The sequence below is a fragment of the Micromonospora sp. NBC_01638 genome, assembly GCF_045209745.1.
Taxonomy (GTDB): domain Bacteria; phylum Actinomycetota; class Actinomycetes; order Mycobacteriales; family Micromonosporaceae; genus Micromonospora.
In genome coordinates this window covers 3602893-3622712 of record NZ_CP109273.1, presented here as the reverse complement: position 1 = coordinate 3622712, position 19820 = coordinate 3602893, and the positions used below count along the sequence as shown (strand labels likewise).

16 protein-coding genes are annotated in these 19820 nt (G+C 71.1%); 7 read left to right on the top strand and 9 right to left on the bottom strand.

All coding sequences use genetic code 11. The features are described from left to right. Positions 1 to 84 precede the first annotated feature (84 nt). Positions 85 to 588 carry a hypothetical protein gene (locus tag OG811_RS17145; protein WP_406067052.1) on the bottom strand — a complete coding sequence of 168 codons (504 nt, stop codon included), beginning with the start codon at positions 586 to 588 and terminating at the stop codon, positions 85 to 87. A 341-nt stretch (positions 589 to 929) separates the two neighbouring features. Here OG811_RS17145 and OG811_RS17140 point away from each other — a divergent pair, with 341 nt between their 5' ends. Beyond that, positions 930 to 1937 (top strand): endonuclease/exonuclease/phosphatase family protein, encoded by a 1008-nt coding sequence (locus OG811_RS17140; RefSeq protein ID WP_406075772.1) that lies wholly within the window; start codon positions 930 to 932, stop codon positions 1935 to 1937. 201 nt (positions 1938 to 2138) lie between these two features. Here OG811_RS17140 and cimA read toward each other — a convergent pair whose 3' ends face one another. After that, complete coding sequence (gene cimA, locus OG811_RS17135) at positions 2139 to 3722, bottom strand: citramalate synthase (protein WP_406067051.1); 1584 nt, start codon at positions 3720 to 3722, stop codon at positions 2139 to 2141. Positions 3723 to 3912: 190 nt separating this feature from the next. Between cimA and OG811_RS17130 the strand changes: the two genes are divergently transcribed. The 3 genes from OG811_RS17130 to OG811_RS17120 all read left to right on the top strand — a co-directional run bounded on the left by OG811_RS17130 (position 3913) and on the right by OG811_RS17120 (position 5478). Further along, the gene (locus OG811_RS17130) at positions 3913 to 4080 is read left to right on the top strand and encodes a hypothetical protein (protein ID WP_406067050.1); all 168 of its coding nucleotides are present in this window, start codon (positions 3913 to 3915) and stop codon (positions 4078 to 4080) included. A gap of 143 nt (positions 4081 to 4223) precedes the next feature. Then, positions 4224 to 4682, top strand: coding sequence for a PRC-barrel domain containing protein (locus tag OG811_RS17125; RefSeq protein ID WP_406067049.1), 459 nt, complete (start codon positions 4224 to 4226; stop codon positions 4680 to 4682). A 55-nt stretch (positions 4683 to 4737) separates the two neighbouring features. Then, positions 4738 to 5478 (top strand): tyrosine-protein phosphatase, encoded by a 741-nt coding sequence (locus OG811_RS17120; RefSeq protein WP_406067048.1) that lies wholly within the window; start codon positions 4738 to 4740, stop codon positions 5476 to 5478. Between the two features lie 134 nt (positions 5479 to 5612). On the opposite strand, the gene OG811_RS17115 is transcribed toward OG811_RS17120, so the two are convergent. Beyond that, positions 5613 to 6710 carry a branched-chain amino acid aminotransferase gene (locus OG811_RS17115; RefSeq protein WP_406067047.1) on the bottom strand — a complete coding sequence of 366 codons (1098 nt, stop codon included), beginning with the start codon at positions 6708 to 6710 and terminating at the stop codon, positions 5613 to 5615. A 164-nt stretch (positions 6711 to 6874) separates the two neighbouring features. Then, on the bottom strand, positions 6875 to 7906 hold the full coding sequence (locus tag OG811_RS17110; protein WP_406067046.1) for a 3-isopropylmalate dehydrogenase: 1032 nt from the start codon (positions 7904 to 7906) through the stop codon (positions 6875 to 6877). A gap of 224 nt (positions 7907 to 8130) precedes the next feature. Here OG811_RS17110 and OG811_RS17105 point away from each other — a divergent pair, with 224 nt between their 5' ends. Continuing rightward, positions 8131 to 8973 carry an FAD:protein FMN transferase gene (locus OG811_RS17105; protein WP_406067045.1) on the top strand — a complete coding sequence of 281 codons (843 nt, stop codon included), beginning with the start codon at positions 8131 to 8133 and terminating at the stop codon, positions 8971 to 8973. A 375-nt stretch (positions 8974 to 9348) separates the two neighbouring features. After that, positions 9349 to 9705, top strand: a complete 357-nt coding sequence (locus OG811_RS17100; RefSeq protein ID WP_406067044.1) for a hypothetical protein — start codon at positions 9349 to 9351, stop codon at positions 9703 to 9705. A gap of 86 nt (positions 9706 to 9791) precedes the next feature. Here the strand turns inward: OG811_RS17100 and serA are convergent, their stop codons facing one another. The 5 genes from serA to OG811_RS17075 all read right to left on the bottom strand — a co-directional run bounded on the left by serA (position 9792) and on the right by OG811_RS17075 (position 17841). Continuing rightward, entirely contained in the window at positions 9792 to 11390 is a 1599-nt protein-coding gene (serA, locus tag OG811_RS17095; RefSeq protein WP_406067043.1) for a phosphoglycerate dehydrogenase, read from the bottom strand. A gap of 339 nt (positions 11391 to 11729) precedes the next feature. Beyond that, positions 11730 to 12743, bottom strand: coding sequence for a ketol-acid reductoisomerase (gene ilvC, locus OG811_RS17090; RefSeq protein WP_406067042.1), 1014 nt, complete (start codon positions 12741 to 12743; stop codon positions 11730 to 11732). 92 nt (positions 12744 to 12835) lie between these two features. Then, complete coding sequence (gene ilvN / locus OG811_RS17085; RefSeq protein ID WP_406067041.1) at positions 12836 to 13351, bottom strand: acetolactate synthase small subunit; 516 nt, start codon at positions 13349 to 13351, stop codon at positions 12836 to 12838. Between the two features lie 58 nt (positions 13352 to 13409). Next, positions 13410 to 15299, bottom strand: coding sequence for an acetolactate synthase large subunit (locus OG811_RS17080; RefSeq protein ID WP_406067040.1), 1890 nt, complete (start codon positions 15297 to 15299; stop codon positions 13410 to 13412). 187 nt (positions 15300 to 15486) lie between these two features. Then, a complete protein-coding gene (locus OG811_RS17075) occupies positions 15487 to 17841 on the bottom strand; it encodes a putative bifunctional diguanylate cyclase/phosphodiesterase (protein WP_406075770.1) in 2355 nt (784 codons plus the stop codon). Positions 17842 to 17970: 129 nt separating this feature from the next. Between OG811_RS17075 and ilvD the strand changes: the two genes are divergently transcribed. After that, on the top strand, positions 17971 to 19818 hold the full coding sequence (gene ilvD, locus OG811_RS17070) for a dihydroxy-acid dehydratase (RefSeq protein ID WP_406067039.1): 1848 nt from the start codon (positions 17971 to 17973) through the stop codon (positions 19816 to 19818). Positions 19819 to 19820 lie beyond the last annotated feature (2 nt).

Below are 19820 nucleotides of genomic sequence, written 5' to 3'. Positions count from 1 at the left end.
AGGTTCGGCCAGAGTCCCGGGCGGCGACAGCCGGACCGGCGTCGGCCCCCGCGCACGAGGCGCGGGGGCCGGACGTCGAGCCGGTCAGGGGAGGTGGACGACCAGGTGGAAGCCCAGGTCGGCCGGGGTGCCGGCCGAGTTGCGGGTCTGGACGAAGACCGCGTTCGGCGTGCTCAGCCGGGGCGCCACCGAGATCTCGCCGGCCGGCGGGACACAGCAGGAGTCACCGCGGCCGACGGTGGCCACGTAGACACCGGTCGTGACGTTCTGACCGAACTGGACCTCGTACTGGCCGACACCGTACTTGATCACGGTGCCGACGCCACGCGCCTTGATGCCGTTGGCGTTGACGGCGACGATGCTGGTGCTGGCGACGAGCGTCGAGTTGGCCTTCAGCGCGGCCTTCGCCATGCGTGCCGACTCGGCCGTGACCGGCGGCTGGGCGTTCGTGCCGCGGACCACAGGCTGGACGGCCTCCTGCGGCGCCTTCGCCGACGGCTGTGCGACGGCGATGCCCCCACCCGCCAGGCTGAGCGCCAGAACGGCGAACGAAATCGCTGCCACCTTGCGTCGGAATGATGTTTTCATGACAGGTCCCCCTTGTGTGACCGTGCGGAATTCGGCCGACCCGCGGGGCGGGACGGATGACTGCCTATAAATAGATGGACGACGACAATGAGACCGGAAGAAGCATTCCCACGCGCACCTGGTGAGGTTGATTTCTTAACAATCTAGATCCGGCCTGAGCTGGGCTTACTGCTCAGAGTTGCGTCGTTTAGGCAGGTGGAAACGTAGCATCGGAGAAAGCCGAGCGTCAATAGTTGATCTCGCTTTGGCGGCCTGTCGGTCAGCCGTCAGATAATTGTGAAATGTGAGCGCATCGCCATTCATAAAATGGCGCGACGAACTCCGCTAAGCTGATCGCTGTGATCGTCGACGCGCCGCCCGCGCCTGCGCCGCCCGCTCCGACCGGACGCCGCACCGCCCGGCTCGGCACGGTGCTCTGCTGGTTGGTGGTCGTCCCAGCGGCCGCCTGGGCCGCCGTCCGGCAGGCCAGCCTGGACCGGGGGCCGCTGGTGCAGGCGCTCGCCTTCACGCCGTACGTCGCGGGCTTCAGCGTGCTGGCCCTGGCCCTCACACTCGCCCTGCGGCGCTGGCGGCCGGCGGCGGTCGCGGCCCTGGCGGCGGTGGCGCTGCTCGGCGCCGTCGCACCCCGGGCGCTGGCCGCCTCGCAGCCGGCGACCGCCGGGCCGACCGTGCGGCTGCTCACCGCCAACCTGCTCGCCGGCTCCGGCGACGCGCGGACGTTGGTCGAGCTGGTCCGGCGGTACGAGGTGGACGTGCTCACCGTGCAGGAGTTCACGCCGGACGCGCAGGCCGCCCTGGATCAGCTCGGCCTCGACCGGCTGCTGCCGCACCGGCAGCTGAACGCAGAGATCGGCACACCCGGCTCGGGGCTCTACTCGCGGTGGCCGGTCACCGACGTCGGCGTCCGGCGCAACCTCAACGGGTGGGGCTTCACCCAGGCGTACGGGACGGTAGCCGTCCCCGGCGGGCCTCCGGTCCGTGTCGAGTCGGCCCACCCCTCGGCGCCGTATGCGCTGGACCAGGTCGGCGCCTGGCGTACCGACCTGGCCGCCCAACCACCGGCCACCCCGAACGGTAGCCTGCAGATCCTCGCCGGAGACTTCAACGCCACCCTCGACCACAGCCCTCTGCGTGCCCTGCTGCGCACCGGTTACGTCGACGCCGCCGACGCCACCGGCAAGGGCTTGACCGGCACCTGGGGTCCGTATGACGGCGACCTCATCCCACCGGTCACCATCGACCACGTACTGGTCGACCGGCGCATCGCGGCCCGCTCGGTAAGGGTGTTCGCCCTACCCGGCAGCGACCACCGTCCCGTCCTAGCCACCCTAACCCTCCCCACCCCGTAACCCACCGCTCCCTCTCCCTCTCCCTCCCCTCTCCCCCTCCCCCATCCCCGCCGTCTTGCACTTACTGTCCCGGCATAAGGGGTGAAGGCCGTATACCGAGGGCGCAAAGTGCAAGATCGCGAAGGCGGGGGCGGGGTTGGTCCTTGCTGCTTCGCTTCGCGAAGCGGCCCTAGACGGCGAGGAAGTCGGTCTACTTCCTAGTTAGACGGGGGTGGGGGCCAGGCCGTAGGTGAGGGCGTCGACCAGGGCGTGCCAGCTGGCTTCGACCACGTTGGGATGCACGCCCACGGTGGTCCAGTCCCGGCCGACGCCGTCGGCGGTCTCCAGCAGCACCCGGGTCACCGCGCCGGTGCCGTGGCTGCCCTCCAGGATGCGCACCTTGTAGTCGGCCAGCTCGAAGTCGCGCAGCTGGGGGTAGTGCCGGGCCAGCCCCACCCGCAGCGCCTCGTCGAGCGCGTTGACCGGGCCGTTGCCCTCGGCGGTGGCGATCACCCGCTCACCGCGAACCCGGATCTTGACGGTCGCCTCGGAGACCACCGCGCCGTCCTCGCGGTGCTCGACCAACACCCGGTACGACTCCAGAGTGAACGGTCGGGCCGGGCCACCCTCTGGCAGTTCGGAGCGGACCAGCAGCTCGAAGGAGGCGTCGGCGGCCTCGAAGGACCAGCCGCCCGCCTCCAACTCCTTGACCCGCTTGGTGACCCGGGTCAGCGCCTCCGGACTGCCGGCCAGGTCCAGACCGAGCTCGCGGCTCTTGAGCTCGACGCTGGCCCGGCCGGCCATCTCGGTGATCAGGATCCGCATGTCGTTGCCCACCACCGACGGGTCCACGTGGTTGTAGAGCAACGGGTCAACCTTGATCGCACTCGCGTGCAGCCCTGCCTTGTGAGCGAAGGCGGCGGCCCCGGCGTACGCCTGGTGGGTGTCGGGGGCGATGTTGGCGATCTCGGCGATGGCGTGCGAGACCCGCACCATCTGCGCCAGGCAGCCCTCCGGTAGGACGGGCATGCCCAGCTTGAGTTGAAGGTTGGCGACGACCGCGAAGATGTCGGCGTTGCCCGGGCGTTCGCCGTACCCGTTGGCGGTGCCCTGGACGTGGCGGACGCCCGCCTCCACGGCGGCGATCGTGTTGGCCACCGCGCAGGCGGTGTCGTTCTGGGCGTGCATGCCGAGCAGCCCGGCGTCGATCCCCAGCCTGTCGGTCAGATCGACGATCACGGCGCCCACCTGGGACGGCAGCATGCCCCCGTTGGTGTCGCAGAGCACCATCCGCTCAGCGCCGGCGGCCAACGCGGTCTGCACCACGGTCGCGCCGTACGCGGGGTCGTGCCGATAGCCGTCGAAGAAGTGCTCGCCGTCGACGAAGACCCGTCGGCCCTCCCCGACGAGGTGGCTGACGGTGTCGTGGATCATCGCGAGGTTCTCCGCGCCGGTGGTGCGCAGCGCGCGCTCGACGTGCCGGGTGTCGGCCTTGGCGACCAGCGCCACCGCCGGGGTCTGCGCGTCCAGCAGGGCGCGCACCTGGGGGTCGTCGGCGACCGCGACACCGGCCTTGCGGGTGGAGCCGAACGCCACCAGTACGGCGTGCCGCAGGTCCAGTTCGGTTCGCGCCCGGCGGAAGAACTCGGTGTCCTTGGGCACCGCACCCGGCCAGCCGCCCTCGATGAAGCCGACGCCGAACTCGTCGAGCAGCCGGGCCACCGCCAGCTTGTCGACCACCGAGTAGGTGAGCCCCTCGCGCTGAGCGCCGTCGCGCAACGTCGTGTCGTAGACCTGGAACGTCATCAGGATCCTTTCTCGGAGCAACAAAAAGACCTCCCGCGGATGCGGGAGGTCTGCGCGCTCGGCGGAGGGGCCGGCGCGCTAGGTCACAATAATCAGGGCGGTGCTGGTCACGATCGCCACTCTTTCACCCTTCCCCGGAATTTGGGAGGAACAATCCACATACCGGGACGGTAACAGAGGGTGCCTCGCCGTGTCGGCTGTCGGCGATCACCGGCCCCGGAGTGTGCTGGAGTCGCGCGAGAAGGCGCTGCACGGCAGCGGCTTCACCCGGGAGCAGATGCACGAGGCCCTGCGGGTCTCCGCCGTGGTGCACGCCGCGGCGGTCACCCTGGACGCCGAGGCCGCCGCACTGGCCTGAGCCCCGTACGCCCCGACGGGCCCATGCCGCAGCTCGCGGCGTCGGCCCGCCGCCGTTTCCGGCCCCCGACCGCCGGGTAGCACCTGCGGGGACGACGCACCCACCGACGCCGAGACGATCGGCGACAGTCAGGAGTGAACGGCATGGACAGGATCGATCCGCACGCCACCCACGCCGGGCCGGACCCGCTGCGCGGCGGTGACCAGGGCACCGTGCCCGGCGGTGCGCCCGCCGGCATGTTCGACCCCTGGCGCTACCGGGACCACGCCGGGGTGGCCGACGCTGACCTGGTCGGCTACAAGGTCGAGGCCACCGACGGTGGAATCGGCAAGATCGACAGCGCCAGCCACGAGGTGGACAGCAGCTACCTGGTCGTGGACACCGGCCCGTGGATCTTCGGCAAGAAGGTGATGCTGCCGGCCGGCACCGTCAACCTTGTCGACCACGACCAGCGAACCGTTTCCGTCGACCGGACCCGGGACCAGATCAAGGCCGCCCCCGAGTACGACGAGACCAGCCACAGCGACCCGAGCTACCGGGATCAGCTGGGCGGCTACTACGACGAGACGTACGGCGCGCTCCCGCCCGGCACGGCACGGTGACTGTTCGGCCCGACGGCCGGTGGGGCCTGGCCCCGCCGGCCGTTACCGTGTCAGCGTGGACGCCATCGACGACAACCGCCAGCTCTCGCTGCCCGCCACCTTCAACTTCCGCGACGTCGGTGGCTACCTCGGTCACGGCGACCGTTCCGTACGCCATGGCCGGCTCTACCGCTCCGACTCGCTGCACCGCCTCACCGAGCAGGACCAGGATGCGTTCGCCGCAATCGGGATCCGCACCGTCATCGACCTGCGCCGCCCCACGGAGGTGGAGCGGGACGGTCGGGTGCCGGCGTACCAGGGGCTGACCTACCGGCACATCCACCCGGAGCACGACGACTGGTCGGGTACCCCGCACGAGGAGGGCACCAGCCTGGCCCGATACCTCGCGGACCGTTACGCCGACCTGGCACAGACCGGCACCGCCGGGCTGGCCGAGGCGGTCGGGCTGATCGCCGACTCCGCCAACGCCCCGGTGGTGGTGCACTGCGTCGCCGGCAAGGACCGCACCGGCATCGTCTGCGCGCTGACCCTCTCCGCGCTCGGCGTCGACGACGCGGACATCGTCGCGGACTACGCGCTGAGCAGCGAGGCGTCGGCCCGGTTCAGTGCCTGGCTGGTCGCCACCACCGTGGGCGTGGTGGACGTGCCGGCACCGTTCCTGGCCTCACCCGCCGAAGCGATGCAGATCTTCCTCGCCGAGCTACGCGAGGGCCACGGCTCGATCGAGGCGTACCTACGCCACGCCGGAGTAACGGACGAGCAACTCGCCGCCCTCCGCAACCACCTACTCACCTAACCTGTCTCACCTGACCTCCGCCTCACCTAACCTCGTCGATCTAGGGCATATCGCTGCCAGTAGATCTCCATCCACGACGATATGCCCTAGATCGACGGCGAGGGGGGTGGGAGGGAGGGAGGGGTGGGTGGGGGTTAGAGGACTTGGTGGACCCAGTTTTGTGGGTCGGGCGCCTTGCCACGTTGGATGTCGACCAACTGTTGGCGCAGTGCCATGGTGACCCGGCCGGGCTCGCCGCCGCCGATCAGAAACTCGCCGTCCGGGAACTTGACGCCGCCGATCGGGGTGACCACCGCGGCGGTGCCGCAGGCGAACACCTCGCGCAGGCGACCGCTGGCAGCGTCGGCCTGCCAGTCGGCGAAGGTGACCGGCCGCTCCTCGACCTGGTGCCCGGCGGCCCCGGCCAGCGTGAGGATGGCGTCGCGGGTGATGCCCGGCAGGATCGTGCCGGTCAGCGGCGGGGTGACCACCGTATCGTCGTCGTAGACGAAGAAGACGTTCATGCCGCCCAACTCGTCGACGAACCGGCGCTCCACCGCGTCCAGGAAGACGACCTGGTCGCAGCCGGCCTTGATGGCCTCCGCCTGGGCGGCCAGCGACGCGGCGTAGTTGCCGCCGCACTTGGCCGCGCCGGTGCCGCCGGGCGCGGCCCGGGTGTAGTCCGGAGAGACCCAGACGGTGACCGGCTTGACCCCACCGGTGAAGTACGCCCCGACCGGTGAGGCGATCACCATGTAGAGGTACTCGTTGGCCGGGCGGACGCCGAGGAAGACCTCATTGGCGAACATGAACGGCCGCAGGTAGAGGCTGCCGTCCTCGCCAGCGGGAATCCACTCCCGGTCGATCTCGATGAGCTTGTGCAGCGAGTCGATGAACACCTCGGGCGCCAGCACCGGCATCGCCATCCGCTGCGCCGACGTGGCGAAGCGGGCAGCGTTGGCGTCCGGCCGGAACATCGTCACGCCGCCGTCGGCAGTCCCGTATGCCTTCAGCCCTTCGAAGATCTCCTGCGCGTAGTGCAGCACCGCGCTGGCCGGGTCCATCGGGATCGGGGCGCGTGCCTCGACCCGGGCGTCGTACCAACCCTTGCCGTCGGCGTAGCGGACGGTGATCATGTGGTCGGTGAAGACGCGGCCGAACCCGGGGTTGGCCAGCAGGGCGGCCCGATCGGCGGCGGATACCGGCGCGGGATTCGGACGGATCTCGAAGTCGAGCTTGTCACCACCGCTCATCGCGCTGACCTCCCTGCGGGACAACGGCATGCGGGACCGCACACCGACATGGCTGTGCCCAGAAACTTACCCCGAACGGTCGTTCAGCGGGTAGCGCCGGTCGGCCGCGACAAGTCGCCGGGCCAGGCCGACACGGGGCCAGGCACCGGTCGGGTCGGGGGCAGTCAGGCTACGGCGTGGGCGGCGAGCCGGTCGCCGACCTCTTCGGTACGCAGCGTTACGCCTGGAGTCCGGCTGGCCAGCTCGGCGGCGACCGCCGCGTTGACCCGGGCCGCGGACTCGGCGTGCCCGAGCTGCTCCAGCAGCAGCGCCGCGGAGAGCACCGCGGCGACCGGGTCGGCGATGCCCTGCCCGGCAATGTCCGGCGCCGAACCGTGCACCGGCTCGAACATCGACGGGTACGCGCCCTCGGGGTTGATGCAGCCACTGGCCGCCAACCCGATCCCGCCGGTGACGGCGGCGGCGATGTCGGTGAGGATGTCGCCGAAGAGGTTGTCGGTGACCACCACGTCGTAGCGCTGCGGCTGGGTGACCAGGAACATGGCCGCCGCGTCGACGTGCTGGTACTCGGTGGCGATGTCCGGGTGCTCGGCGGCGACCGCGTCGAAGGTGCGCGCCCAGAGCGAACCGGCGTGGGTGAGCACGTTGGTCTTGTGCACCAGGGTGACCTTGCGCCGCTCGCGGCGGCCGGCGCGGGCGAACGCGTCGCGGATCACCCGTTCCACGCCGTGCCGGGTGTTCAGGCTCTCCTCGGTGGCGACCTCGGCGGGGGTGTCCCGGTGCAGCGAACCACCGGCCCCGGCGTAGAGACCTTCGGTGCCCTCGCGCACCACCACGAGGTCGACCTCGCCCGGCTTCACGTTGCCCAGCGGGCCGGCGACCCCGGGCCAGAGCCGGGACGGGCGCAGGTTGACGTACTGGTCGAAGGCGAACCGAAGCTTGAGCAGCAGTCCACGCTCGAGCACACCCGGCGGGACCGTCGGGTCACCGACCGCGCCGAGCAGGATCGCGTCGTGCCCGGCCAGCTCGGCCAGCACCGAGTCGGGCAGCACCTCTCCGGTACGGTGCCAGCGGGCGGCGCCGAGGTCGTACTCGGTGGCCTGCACGTCGGGCAGCACCGCGTCGAGGACCTTGCGGGCCTGCGCGACCACCTCGGGCCCGATGCCGTCCCCGGCCACCATTGCGATCCGCGCCACGACCGCACTCCTCTGTTCAACGGTTCCGTCCGGGCAACGGTACGTCGCCGTCCCGTCTCCCGGTACGCGGCTTCCGATATTTGGGAAACGCGGATGCACAGCATCCTCTCAGCTGAGACTCATGGGGCGGTCATCTCCGCTGCCTACCGTGGTGGTCAGTGGGTCAGGGGGCCCGCTGACCGGGGTCGCGACGACGCGACGCCAAGCGCGAGGGGGCAGATGCTGTGCGCATCGACGAGCAGCCGCGGACCCGCTGGCCGGACCCGTCCGCGTTTCGCAACCGCCGGCCGGACCTTCGACTCGGCAGCCGCCGCCACCGAATCGACCCGGCCGCCGCCACCGAGGGCCGGATCGCGGTGCAGCACACCGTACACACCGCGACCGCCGAGTACACCCTCCTGCTCAACGCACCCGAGTGGCTCGGGCGCCGGGGCGTGGGCGAGGCACTGCGGGACAGCGTCGCGGAGCTGCGAGCCATCGACCTCACCTACGGCCCCAACCGGCCGGAGAGCCTCGTCTCCCGGCTGCGTCGGGGCGAGATCAGCCCCGACTCGTACCCGCCGCTCGCCGACCTGGTGGACCGCTGCGCGGCCATGCGCGCCGCTACCGACGGGTGGTTCGACGCCTGGGCGGTGCCCGGCGGCTTCGACCCGGGTGGTCTGCTCGGCGGCTGGGCGGTGGAACGCGCCGCCGAGAGGCTTCGTGCCGCCGGCATCCACGACTACGCCGTGCTCACCGGCGCCGACCTCGTCGTCCGTGGCCACGCGCCACACGGTGGACCTTGGCGGGTCGCGGTGCACCACCCGACCGCACCGGAGCGTGCGCCGATGGTGCTGGAGATGACCGCTGGCGCGGTCGGCACCTCCGGGGTGACCGGGCGGCAGGGGCACGTGGTGGACCCGCACACCGGCGAGCCGGCCGACCACCTCGTCGCCGCCACCGTCGTGGGCCCCGACCTCACGATCGCGGACGGTTACGCCACCGCGCTGTACGCCGCCGGACCCACCGGCCTGGCCTGGTTCCGGGGCAACTCCGACTATCGCGCGCTCTTCGCACACCGGCGCTGAGCGGAACGTCAACGCACCGAGCCCGTCGGCCGACCGAGGGCGGCCGAGGGGCGAATCGCCGCGGGAGACGGTCGGGCATGCGATCGGCCCCCACAGTCTCGGCAACGACCGTGGGGGCCGGTCAGCGACGAGTGCGCGTGGCTCGCACAACCGAGGGGTGCGGACCGGTCGGGCCGGACGTCGACCGCGCCACCCGAAGACGGGCCGGCGCCTCGAACTCGGCCAGTGACCGCAGTGCGTACGCTAGCGAATCGACGCAACTCTACGCAAGAGTCTCCACAGCGGACCGTTGTCACCGGAGAATGCGAAAATCAGCGGTTGACCGGTGGCGAGGCAGTTTCGACATGGTGAACGACGGATGGCACGCTATCCGCCGTGAGTTTCGATCTGAGCGTGTGGGCCCTGGAGGACGGGGCGACGCCCGAGGACGTGCGGACAGCGGTCAACGGTTGCCGGCAGGGGCGACACGTGGACCGTTACCCGGACCCGCGGGTGGTCAGCTTTTACCGGGCGATCACTGCCTCCTATCCGGACCGTCACCCCGGCCTGGACAGCCCGTGGGCGGTGGCGCCACTGCACGCCGCCCACGACCATGTCGAGCTGAACCTGCACCCGACCTGCGCGGACCAGGTGCTGCTGGACATCGAGCGGCTGGCCGGCGAGCACGGGCTGATGCTCTTCGACCCGCAGGACGGCTCGGTCTACCCACCCCCGGCCCGACTGCCCGGCTGACCCGACCAGGCTCGGGTCAACCCCCACCCCCGGGGTACGACAAGGGGCCCAGCGGATCGCCGGGCCCCCATGGTGCTTGCCGTTGACTACTCGTCGCGCAGGTCTGCGGCGCTGGCCGCCGTGGCGCCGATCGAGTCGGCGGCCGAGGTGAGCAGGTCGGCGCCGAGCGCCTGGTCGACGGTGAGCGTCATCAGCGTCTCGCCGCCCGCCTCACGCCGAGCCACCTGCATGGCGGCGATGTTGATGCCCGACTCGCCGAGCAGGGTGCCAACCGTGCCGACGACGCCGGGCCGGTCGGCGTAGCGCAGGAAGAGCAGGATGCCCTCGGCGCCGATCTCCACATCGAAGCCGTCCACCTCGGTCAGCTTGAGAACGTCCCGAGCGCCGGAGTGGGTGACCGTGCCGGAGACGCTGACCGTGCGGCCGTCCGGCAGCGCGCCGCGCACCGTGACCAGGGTGGGCTGCTCGGCCGTCTCGGCCACGGTGGCCAGGGTGACCTCGACGCCACGCTCGGCGGCCAGGTGCGGAGCGTTGACGTAGGTGACCTGTTCCTCGACCACCGAGCTGAACAGGCCCTTGGTGGCGGCGAGCTTGAGCACCGACACGTCGTGGCTGACGATCTCGCCGCGTACCTCGACCGTGACGCTGGCGGCGATCCCGCCGGCGACCGCGGTGAACGCCCGGCCGAGCTTCTCCGCCAGCGGCAGCAGCGGCCGGACGTCCTCGGCGACCACACCGCCGGCCTGCACGTTGACCGCGTCCGGGACGAACTCGCCCTGCAACGCGAGCTTGACGCTCCTGGCCACGGCGAGACCGGCCTTGTCCTGCGCCTCGTGGGTGGAGGCACCCAGGTGCGGGGTGGCCACCACGTTGTCGAAGGCGAACAGCGGGGACGAGGTGCACGGCTCCTTGCTGTACACGTCGACACCGGCGCCGGCGACCCGACCCTCGGCGATCGCGTTCGCGAGCGCCTGCTCGTCGACCAGCCCACCACGGGCGGCGTTGACGATGCGAACGCCGGGCTTGACGATCGCCAGCTCCTTCTCACCGATCAGGCCCACCGTCTCCGGCGTCTTGGGCAGGTGGATGGAGATGAAGTCGCTCTCCCGCAGCAGCTCTTCGAGCCCTACCAGGCGGACGCCGAGCTGCGCCGCACGAGCCGGCTGGATGTACGGGTCGTACGCGATCAGCCGGGTGCCGAACGCGGCGATGCGAGACGCGAAGAGCACCCCGATCCGACCGAGCCCGACCACGCCGACGGTTTTGCCCTGCACCTCGACGCCGGTGTACTTCGACCGCTTCCACTCCCCCGCCTTCAGCGCGGAACTGGCGCTCGCGGTGTTGCGGGCAACGGCGAGCAGCAGCGCGACGGCCTGCTCGGCGGCGGAGACGATGTTGGAGGTGGGCGCGTTGACGACCATCACGCCCCGCGCGGTGGCGGCCGGCACCTCGACGTTGTCCAGCCCGACGCCAGCCCGAGCGATGACCTTGAGTCGCGGCGCGGCGGCGACCGCCTCGGCGTCGATCTGGGTCGCGCTGCGCACGATGACGGCGTCAGCCTCGGAGAGCGCCGAGAGCAGGGCCGGACGGTCGGTGCCGTCGACGTGACGGACGTCGAAGTCGTGGGCGAGCACCTCGATGGCGGCGGGGGCGAGTTCTTCGGCGATCAGTACGACAGGATTCATCGGTCCTCGTAGAGGTCGTGTATGCGATCGGCCCGGCCGACGGGGCGCCGCACTGCGCCCCGCGCTGATCCGTGCCGTGGCCGTCAGGTGCCGGCTGCGCACCTACCCGCGATCGTAGGGGCCTCGTTGGTCGGCGTGTTCCGGTCTGCGGGGTGAGTGCCCTCACACGCGGGGTGGGACGGCGGACATCGGCCGTTCACCGGACCGAAACGGTCGCGGCAGGATCCGCCCGGGAGCAGCGGGCGCATCGACAGGTGGCATGCCCGACGGCCCGGGCGCGGCGCTGGGGAGAGCGCCGGCCCGGGCCGTCGGGAAATGTCGTCCGGTTGGGCCGGGCGGTCAGGCGGTCTCGGTGATCGGGCGGTCGACCCAGCTCATCATGCCGCGCAGCTTCTTGCCGGTCTCCTCGATCGGGTGCGCCGCGCCCTCGGCCTGCCACTTGGTGAAGTTGGGCCGACCGGCCTCGTCCTCGGCGACCCACTCGCGGGCGAACTCGCCGGACTGGATCTCGCCCAGGATCTTGCGCATCTCGTCCTTGACCCGGGAGTCGATGATGCGCGGGCCACGGGAGAGGTCGCCGTACTCGGCGGTGTCGGAGATGCTGTAGCGCATCTTTGCGATGCCGCCCTCGTACATGAGGTCGACGATCAGCTTCAGCTCGTGCAGGCACTCGAAGTAGGCGACCTCCGGGGCGTAGCCCGCCTCGGTGAGCACCTCGAAACCGGTCTGCACCAGCGCCGCGGCACCGCCGCAGAGCACCGCCTGCTCGCCGAAGAGGTCAGTCTCGGTCTCTTCGGTGAAGGTGGTCTTGATCGCGCCGGCACGGGTGCCACCGATCCCCTTGGCGTACGCGAGGGCGAGCGCGAGCGCGTTGCCGCTGGCGTCCTGCTCGACGGCGACGAGGCAGGGCACGCCCTTGCCGTCGGCGTACTGGCGGCGGACCAGGTGGCCGGGGCCCTTCGGCGCGACCATCGCCACGTCCACCTCGGCCGGCGGCTTGATCAGGCCGTACCGGATGTTGAAGCCGTGGCCGAAGAAGATCGCCTTGCCCGGGGCGAGATGCGGGGCGATCGACTCGGTGTAGAGGGCGCGCTGGGCGGTGTCCGGTGCGAGCACCATGATCACATCGGCCTCGGCGGCGGCCTGCGCCGGCGTGAGCACCCGCAGGCCCTGCTCCTCGGCCTTGGGACGGCTCTTCGAGCCCTCCGGCAGACCGATCACCACGTCGACGCCGGAGTCACGCAGCGACAGCGCGTGGGCGTGGCCCTGGCTGCCGTAGCCGATCACCGCGACCTTCTTGGCCTGGATCAGGCCGAGGTCGGCATCGTCGTCGTAGTACACCTCAACGCTCATGAGAACTTCCCTTTCGTACGACGGCCCGGGCGGCCCGTCGTGGTCTGTATTGATGGGTTCGGGGACGGCCCGCCAGGGCCGACCGGCAGCGGTCAGGCGGCCCGTAGCGCGGGACCGGCGGTGATCGAACGCGAGCCGCGCCCGATCGCCACCAGCCCGGACTGGACCATTTCCTTGATGCCGAAGGATTCGAGATCGCGCAGCAGCGCGTCGAGCTTGTCCGGGGTGCCGGTGGCCTCGATGGTCAGCGTGTCCGGTGCGACGTCGATCACCCGGGCGCGGAACAGGTTGACGGTCTCCAGCACCTGCGACCGCGCGGACCGGTCGGCGCGAACCTTCACCAGCAGCAACTCCCGGGCAACCGAGACCTGCGGATCCAGCTCAACGATCTTGAGCACGTTGACCAGCTTGTTCAGCTGCTTGGTGACCTGCTCCAACGGGGACGACTCGGCGTTGACCACGATGGTGATCCGGGAGACGTCCGGGTTCTCGGTCTCGCCCACGGCGAGGCTGTCAATGTTGAACCCACGCCGGGAGAACAGGCCCGAGACCCGGGCGAGTACGCCGGGCTTGTTCTCCACGAGCACGGACAGAGTGTGCATCGTCACTGTGCCTCCATTGTCATGCCCTCATTGCCATCGCTGCGCCCGGTGCGTTCGGTCATGACTAGATGTCGTCCTCGTCGAAGTCCGGGCGGACGTCGCGGGCGAACATGATCTCGTCGTTGCTGGTGCCGGCGGCGACCATCGGCCAGACCATCGCGTCCTTGCCGACCACGAAGTCGATCACCACCGGAGCGTCGTTGATCTCCATGGCGGCGGCGATGGTCTTGTCCACGTCGTCCGCGTTCTCGCAGCGCAGCCCGACGCAGCCCAGCGCCTCGGCGAGCTTGACGAAATCGGGAATGCGGTGCTTGTGGGTGCCGAGCTCGGTGTTGGAGTAACGCTCGTTGTAGAACAGCGTCTGCCACTGCCGGACCATGCCGAGATTGCCGTTGTTGATAACGGCGATCTTGACGGGGATGCCCTCCAGAGCGCAGGTGGCCAGCTCCTGGTTGGTCATCTGGAAGCAGCCGTCACCGTCCACCGCCCAGACCACCGTGTCCGGCTTGCCGACCTTGGCGCCCATCGCCGCCGGCACCGCGTAGCCCATCGTGCCGAGGCCGCCGGAGTTCAACCAGGTGCTCGGCTTCTCGAAGGAGATGAACTGGGACGCCCACATCTGGTGCTGGCCCACCCCGGCCACGAAGATCGCGTCGGGGCCGACGATCTCGCCAAGGCGCTTGATCACGTACTGCGGGGAGAGCGTGCCGTCACCCGACTCGTCGTAGCCCAGCGGGTAACGGTTGCGCAGGTCATCCAGCTGGGTCCACCAGTCGGCCAGGTCGGCCGTGCGCCCCGCCGACCGCTCGACGGTCACCGCCGCGAGCAGCTCGTCGATGACGTGCTTGGCGTCTCCGACGATCGGCACATCGACGTGCCGGTTCTTGCCGATCTCGGCGGGGTCGATGTCCGCGTGCACCACTGTCGCGTCCGGGGCGAACGAGTCCAACTTGCCGGTGACGCGGTCGTCGAACCGCGCGCCCAAGGCGACGATCAGATCCGCCTTCTGCAGGCCGTAGACCGCAGCGACCGTGCCGTGCATGCCGGGCATCCCCAGATGCTGCTGGTGCGAGTCGGGGAACGCCCCGAGCGCCATCAGCGTGGTGACGACCGGGATGCCGGTCAGCTCGGCCAGCCGGCGCAGCCCGTCGGTGGCCCCGGCCTTGAGCACCCCGCCACCCACGTAGAGCACCGGCCGGCGCGCGGCGGCCATCAGCCGCGCCGCCTCCCGGATCTGCTTGCCGTGCGGGTGCAGGGTGGGCCGGTAGCCGGGCAGGTCCAGGGTGGGCGGCCAGGCGAAGGTGGTCGGTGCCTGGAGCACGTCCTTGGGGATGTCGACCAGGACCGGGCCGGGTCGCCCACTGCTGGCCAGGTGGAACGCCTCGGCCAGCACCCGCGGGATCTCCTCGGCGGTCTGGACGAGGAAGTTGTGCTTGGTGATCGGCAGGGTGATGCCCTGAATGTCCGCCTCCTGGAAGGCGTCGGTGCCGATCGACGGGCGGGCCACCTGGCCGGTGATCGCCACGATCGCCACCGAGTCCATGTACGCGTCGGCGATCGGGGTGACGAGGTTCGTCGCGCCCGGGCCGGAGGTGGCCATGCAGACGCCGACCTTGCCGGTGGCCTGCGCGTACCCGGTCGCCGCGTGCCCCGCGCCCTGCTCGTGCCGCACCAGGATGTGCCGGACGGTGGAGTCGTAGAGCGGGTCGTACGCCGGCAGGATCGCACCGCCCGGGATGCCGAAGACGACGTCGACGTCGAGCGCCTCGAGGGACCGCACAAGCGAGCCGGCCCCGGAGATCTGGGCCGGAGCGGAGGGCCGTACCGCCGGGGTGGCCGTGGTGGCCGTGGCCGCGCTACGCGCGGCGGTGGGGTCGACGTCGACGGCCGGGTCGGCGGCCGCGCGGGCTCGGCGGGCGGTGTGGGCGAGGGTCTCGGGCGTGGGTTTCGTCATGGCGGTTCTGGCCTTCGGCTGGAGTGGCTAATGGCTAGTCAAGCGGTGCGACACGGGCGGGCCCGCCTCGCCAGGTTCCGATGGCAATAAAAACGGCCCTCGTGCAGATGCACGGGGCCAGCGCACTCTCGATGAGGGAGAGCGCGCTCAGGTAAGTACTCGCAGCGACCGGTTCGACGACATGCGGCTAAGCCTGACGCATCTCACGCGATGAGTCAACTGATCCCACATGTTGGTTGGCGGAGGTCGGCGCGTCGGCCCGCGACGCGCCATCGGCAGGCGGGTTGAGCTGCCCGGATCCGCCCGGAACCCGGCGCGGCGTGGGCAGCGGAGCAGGCCGCGCACCTGGTGAGGTGGCCGCCTCCAGCATCGCCTCCAGGTGCTCGGCCGGCACCCCCCAGCCGAAGAGCGCGCCCTGGCCGAACCGGCAGCCGGCGGCCACCACCGCGGCCAGCTCGGTCGGGGTCGTCACCCCCTCGGCGATCACCTCAAGCCCCAACTGGTGGCCCAGTCGCATCACGATGTCGACCATCGGCGCGAACGCCGGGCCGTCCTGACCGACCGGGTGGACCGGCTCGTGCTCGGCGACCAGGCTGTGGTCGATCTTCAGAATGTCGATCGGCAGCCGGCGCAACTGCCCCAGCGACGAGTAGCCGGCCCCGAAGTCGTCCAGCGCGATCCGGACACCGGTCAACCGCAGGGCGGTCAGCCGTCGGATCAGCTCGTCCAGGTCGGTGGCGACCGCGTGCTCGGTGACCTCCAGCACCAGCCGCTGCGGCGGCACGTGGTGGGCGCGCAGCGCCTCGGCGACCTGGACCACGTACGCCGGGGCGTGCAGCTCGCGCGGTGAGACGTTTACCGACACCCACACGTCGTGCCCGTCCGCCAGCCAACGGGAGAGCTGGTAGCAGGCCTGATGCAGCACCCAGGCGCCGAGCGAGGCGATCATGCCGCACTCCTCGGCGAGCGGGATGAACTCATCCGGACGGACGTTGCCCAGCTCGGGGTGATGCCAGCGGAGCAGGGCCTCGGCGCCCACCGGCCGCACCGACGGCAGCGACGCCACCGGCTGGAACGCCAACCGCAGCTCGTCGCGGTCGATGGCACCGCGCAGCTCGTGCTCCAGCGTCGTACGCCGACGCAACAGCTGGTCGTACTCGGCGTCGTACCGTTCGATCCGGTTCTTGCCGCGCTGCTTGGCGTAGCGCAGGGCCAGGTCGGCGTGACGCAGCAGCAGCTCCACGTCCGGCTCGCCGGCCCACCCGGCCACCCCGATGCTCACCGACAGGAAGACCGGGCCCTCCTGCTGGTCGTACGGCCGGTTGAGCACCCCGAGCAACCGTTCGGCGACGCGGTCCGCCTCGACCGGCCGGCCCTGCATGAGTACGGCGAACTCGTCGCCGCCCAACCGGGCGGCCACGTCGCCGGGGCGTAGGTTGCCCCGCAGCCGCCGGCCCACCTCGGCCAGCACGGCGTCGCCCACGTCGTGGCCGCGCATGTCGTTGACGTTCTTGAAGCCGTCCAGGTCGAGACCGAGCAGCACACACGGGGTGCCCGCCGCGGCGCTCTGCTGCAGCGTGCGGAGCAGCCCGCGCCGGTTGGCCAACGACGTCAGCGGATCGGTGTGTGCCAGCTCACGGAAGTGCGCCTCCCGTTCGGCCAGGCGGTCCGCGTACCCCCGGACGTCGCGGAGGGTGAGGTATTGCCGTGCCACCAGGGCGAAGCCCTCCACGCTGCCGGCCACGATGCCCGCTGCGGTGAACCGGCCGTCCTGGGCGAGGTGGTACATCGCCGAGGCGGCCATCGCCAGCATCGGGGCGATCGCGTACTCGCCGTCGCGACCGATCAGGTCCAGCTCGACCTGGCCTGGCCGGTCGGCCCGGTGCACCGCGAGCGCAACGGTCAGCAGGCCAGCGGCGAGCACCGCCGCACCGGTCAGCGCCATGGTCGGCCCGGCCTGGCAGAGCCCGGCGCTGAGACCCAGGCCACCGCAGGTCACCGCACTGATGCCGGCGCCCAGCGCGGCGAGCCGTCGACGTGGAGCGGCGGCCCGGAAGACGACGATCACGGCGAGCCCGGCACCGAGCGCGGCGCTCACCGTGGCCAGCAGGATCGCGGGGCAGGCCACCGGGGTCGCGGCACCGAGCAGCCGGGTGGGTTCGGAGAAGAGCACCCAGCCGACGAACCACAGCGCGGCCGCCATGACCAACCCGTCCAGGGCGAGCCGGGCCGTCCCCGCCGCGGTGGCGGCCACCCCGGGCAGCCGGAGCAGACCGGCGGCGAAGGCCAGCCCGCTCACCGCCGTGCCGATCGCCACCACGGTCGCCCAACTCGTACGCTGCCCCTGCAGGTGGGCCCAGTGGTCGTGCGCGCCGAGTGCGGCGACCACCCCTCCCAGCAGGCTGAGCAGAGCACCCCCGGCGGCTGCGGCGAGCAGCAGGTGCGCCGGCCGGCGCGGCCCCGTGCGCCGCCGGGCGACCACGGTCAGCAGCACGGCGGCCACCGCGGCGACGAGCCCGCTGAGCGCCGCGACAGCGACCATGCCCGGGGGGAGATGCACGCTCCCAAGAGTGCCGGATGTACGCGCGCCGTGGGGGGCTGGGTGTGCATCTGTTGGGACACGGCGTATACCCGGGCGGGTTCGCGCGGCGACGGTGTCATGCTGGTACGTATGCCTGAGCTGCGGTCGAGGACCTCCACACACGGTCGGACGATGGCCGGCGCCCGGGCCCTCTGGCGGGCCACCGGGATGACCGACGACGATTTCGGCAAGCCGATTGTCGCCATCGCCAACAGTTTCACCCAGTTCGTGCCGGGTCACGTACACCTCAAGGACATGGGTGGTCTGGTCGCCGACGCGGTCGCCGAGGCCGGCGGGGTGGGTCGGGAGTTCAACACCATCGCGGTCGACGACGGCATCGCGATGGGCCACGGCGGCATGCTCTACTCGCTGCCCAGCCGGGAGTTGATCGCCGACGCGGTGGAGTACATGGTCAACGCGCACTGCGCGGACGCCCTGGTCTGCATCTCGAACTGCGACAAGATCACCCCCGGGATGCTGCTGGCCGCGTTGCGGCTCAACATCCCGACCGTCTTCGTCTCCGGTGGCCCCATGGAGGCCGGCAAGACGATGGCGATCGAGGGCGTCGTGCACAGCAAGATCGACCTGATCGACGCGATGATCGCCTCCTCGAACGAGGCGGTCACCGACGAGCAGCTCGGTGAGATCGAACGCTCCGCCTGCCCGACCTGCGGCTCGTGCTCCGGCATGTTCACCGCCAACTCGATGAACTGCCTCACCGAGGCGATCGGGCTGGCGCTGCCCGGCAACGGTTCGACGCTGGCCACCCACGCCGCGCGCCGGTCCCTCTTCGTCGAGGCCGGCCGCACCGTCGTGGAGATCTCCAAGCGGTGGTACGACGGCGACGACGGCTCGGTGCTGCCCCGCACGGTCGCCTCCAAGGCCGCCTTCGAGAACGCGGTCGCCCTGGACGTGGCGATGGGCGGCTCCACCAACACGGTGCTGCACCTGCTCGCCGCAGCCCGCGAGGCGGAGATGGACTTCGGCGTCGCCGACATCGACGCGATCTCCCGGCGGGTGCCGTGCCTGGCCAAGGTCGCGCCGAACTCGCCGAACTACCACATGGAGGACGTGCACCGGGCCGGCGGAATCCCGGCGATCCTCGGCGAACTGGACCGGGGCGGGCAGCTCAACCGGGACGTGCACGCCGTGCACTCCCCCTCGCTGGCGCAGTGGCTGACCGACTGGGACGTGCGCGGCGGATCCCCGACACCGACGGCGGTCGAGCTGTTCCACGCCGCCCCGGGCGGGGTGCGCACCACCGAGCCGTTCTCCACCACCAACCGGTGGTCGTCGCTGGACACCGACGCGGCGGGCGGCTGCATCCGGGACCGCGAGCACGCCTACTCCGCCGACGGCGGGCTGGCCATCCTGCACGGCAACCTGGCACCGGACGGCAGCGTGGTGAAGACCGCCGGCGTGCCGGACGACTGCCTGACCTTCCGTGGGCCGGCGAAGGTCTACGAGTCGCAGGACGACGCGGTGACCGCGATCCTCGCCAAGCAGGTGGTCGCCGGGGACGTGGTGGTGATCCGGTACGAGGGGCCCAAGGGCGGCCCCGGCATGCAGGAGATGCTCTACCCCACGTCGTTCCTCAAGGGGCGTGGGCTGGGCCGCTCCTGTGCGCTGCTCACCGACGGCCGCTTCTCCGGCGGCACCTCCGGGCTCTCCATCGGGCACGTCTCCCCCGAGGCGGCCTCCGGTGGGCTGATCGCCCTGGTCCGGGACGGCGACGAGATCGTCATCGACATCCCCGGCCGCACCATCGAGCTGAACGTGCCGTCCGACGAGCTGGAGGCGCGTCGGGTGGCCGAGGAGAAGCGCGACAAGCCGTACACCCCGACCGACCGGCAACGCCCGGTGTCGGCGGCGCTGCGCGCGTACGCCTCGATGGCCACCTCAGCCAGCGACGGCGCCTACCGCCGCGTCCCGGAGTAGAA

Excerpts from the sequence above, each read along its gene's own strand:
- OG811_RS17075 (WP_406075770.1), bottom strand. The coding sequence starts at position 17,841 with ATGGTCGCTGTCGCGGCGCTCAGCGGGCTCGTCGCCGCGGTGGCCGCC.
- OG811_RS17080 (WP_406067040.1), bottom strand. The coding sequence starts at position 15,299 with ATGACGAAACCCACGCCCGAGACCCTCGCCCACACCGCCCGCCGAGCC.
- ilvD (WP_406067039.1), top strand. The coding sequence starts at position 17,971 with ATGCCTGAGCTGCGGTCGAGGACCTCCACACACGGTCGGACGATGGCC.
- cimA (WP_406067051.1), bottom strand. The coding sequence starts at position 3,722 with ATGACGTTCCAGGTCTACGACACGACGTTGCGCGACGGCGCTCAGCGC.
- OG811_RS17145 (WP_406067052.1), bottom strand. The coding sequence starts at position 588 with ATGAAAACATCATTCCGACGCAAGGTGGCAGCGATTTCGTTCGCCGTT.
- ilvC (WP_406067042.1), bottom strand. The coding sequence starts at position 12,743 with ATGAGCGTTGAGGTGTACTACGACGACGATGCCGACCTCGGCCTGATC.
- OG811_RS17115 (WP_406067047.1), bottom strand. The coding sequence starts at position 6,710 with ATGAGCGGTGGTGACAAGCTCGACTTCGAGATCCGTCCGAATCCCGCG.
- OG811_RS17125 (WP_406067049.1), top strand. The coding sequence starts at position 4,224 with ATGGACAGGATCGATCCGCACGCCACCCACGCCGGGCCGGACCCGCTG.
- serA (WP_406067043.1), bottom strand. The coding sequence starts at position 11,390 with ATGAATCCTGTCGTACTGATCGCCGAAGAACTCGCCCCCGCCGCCATC.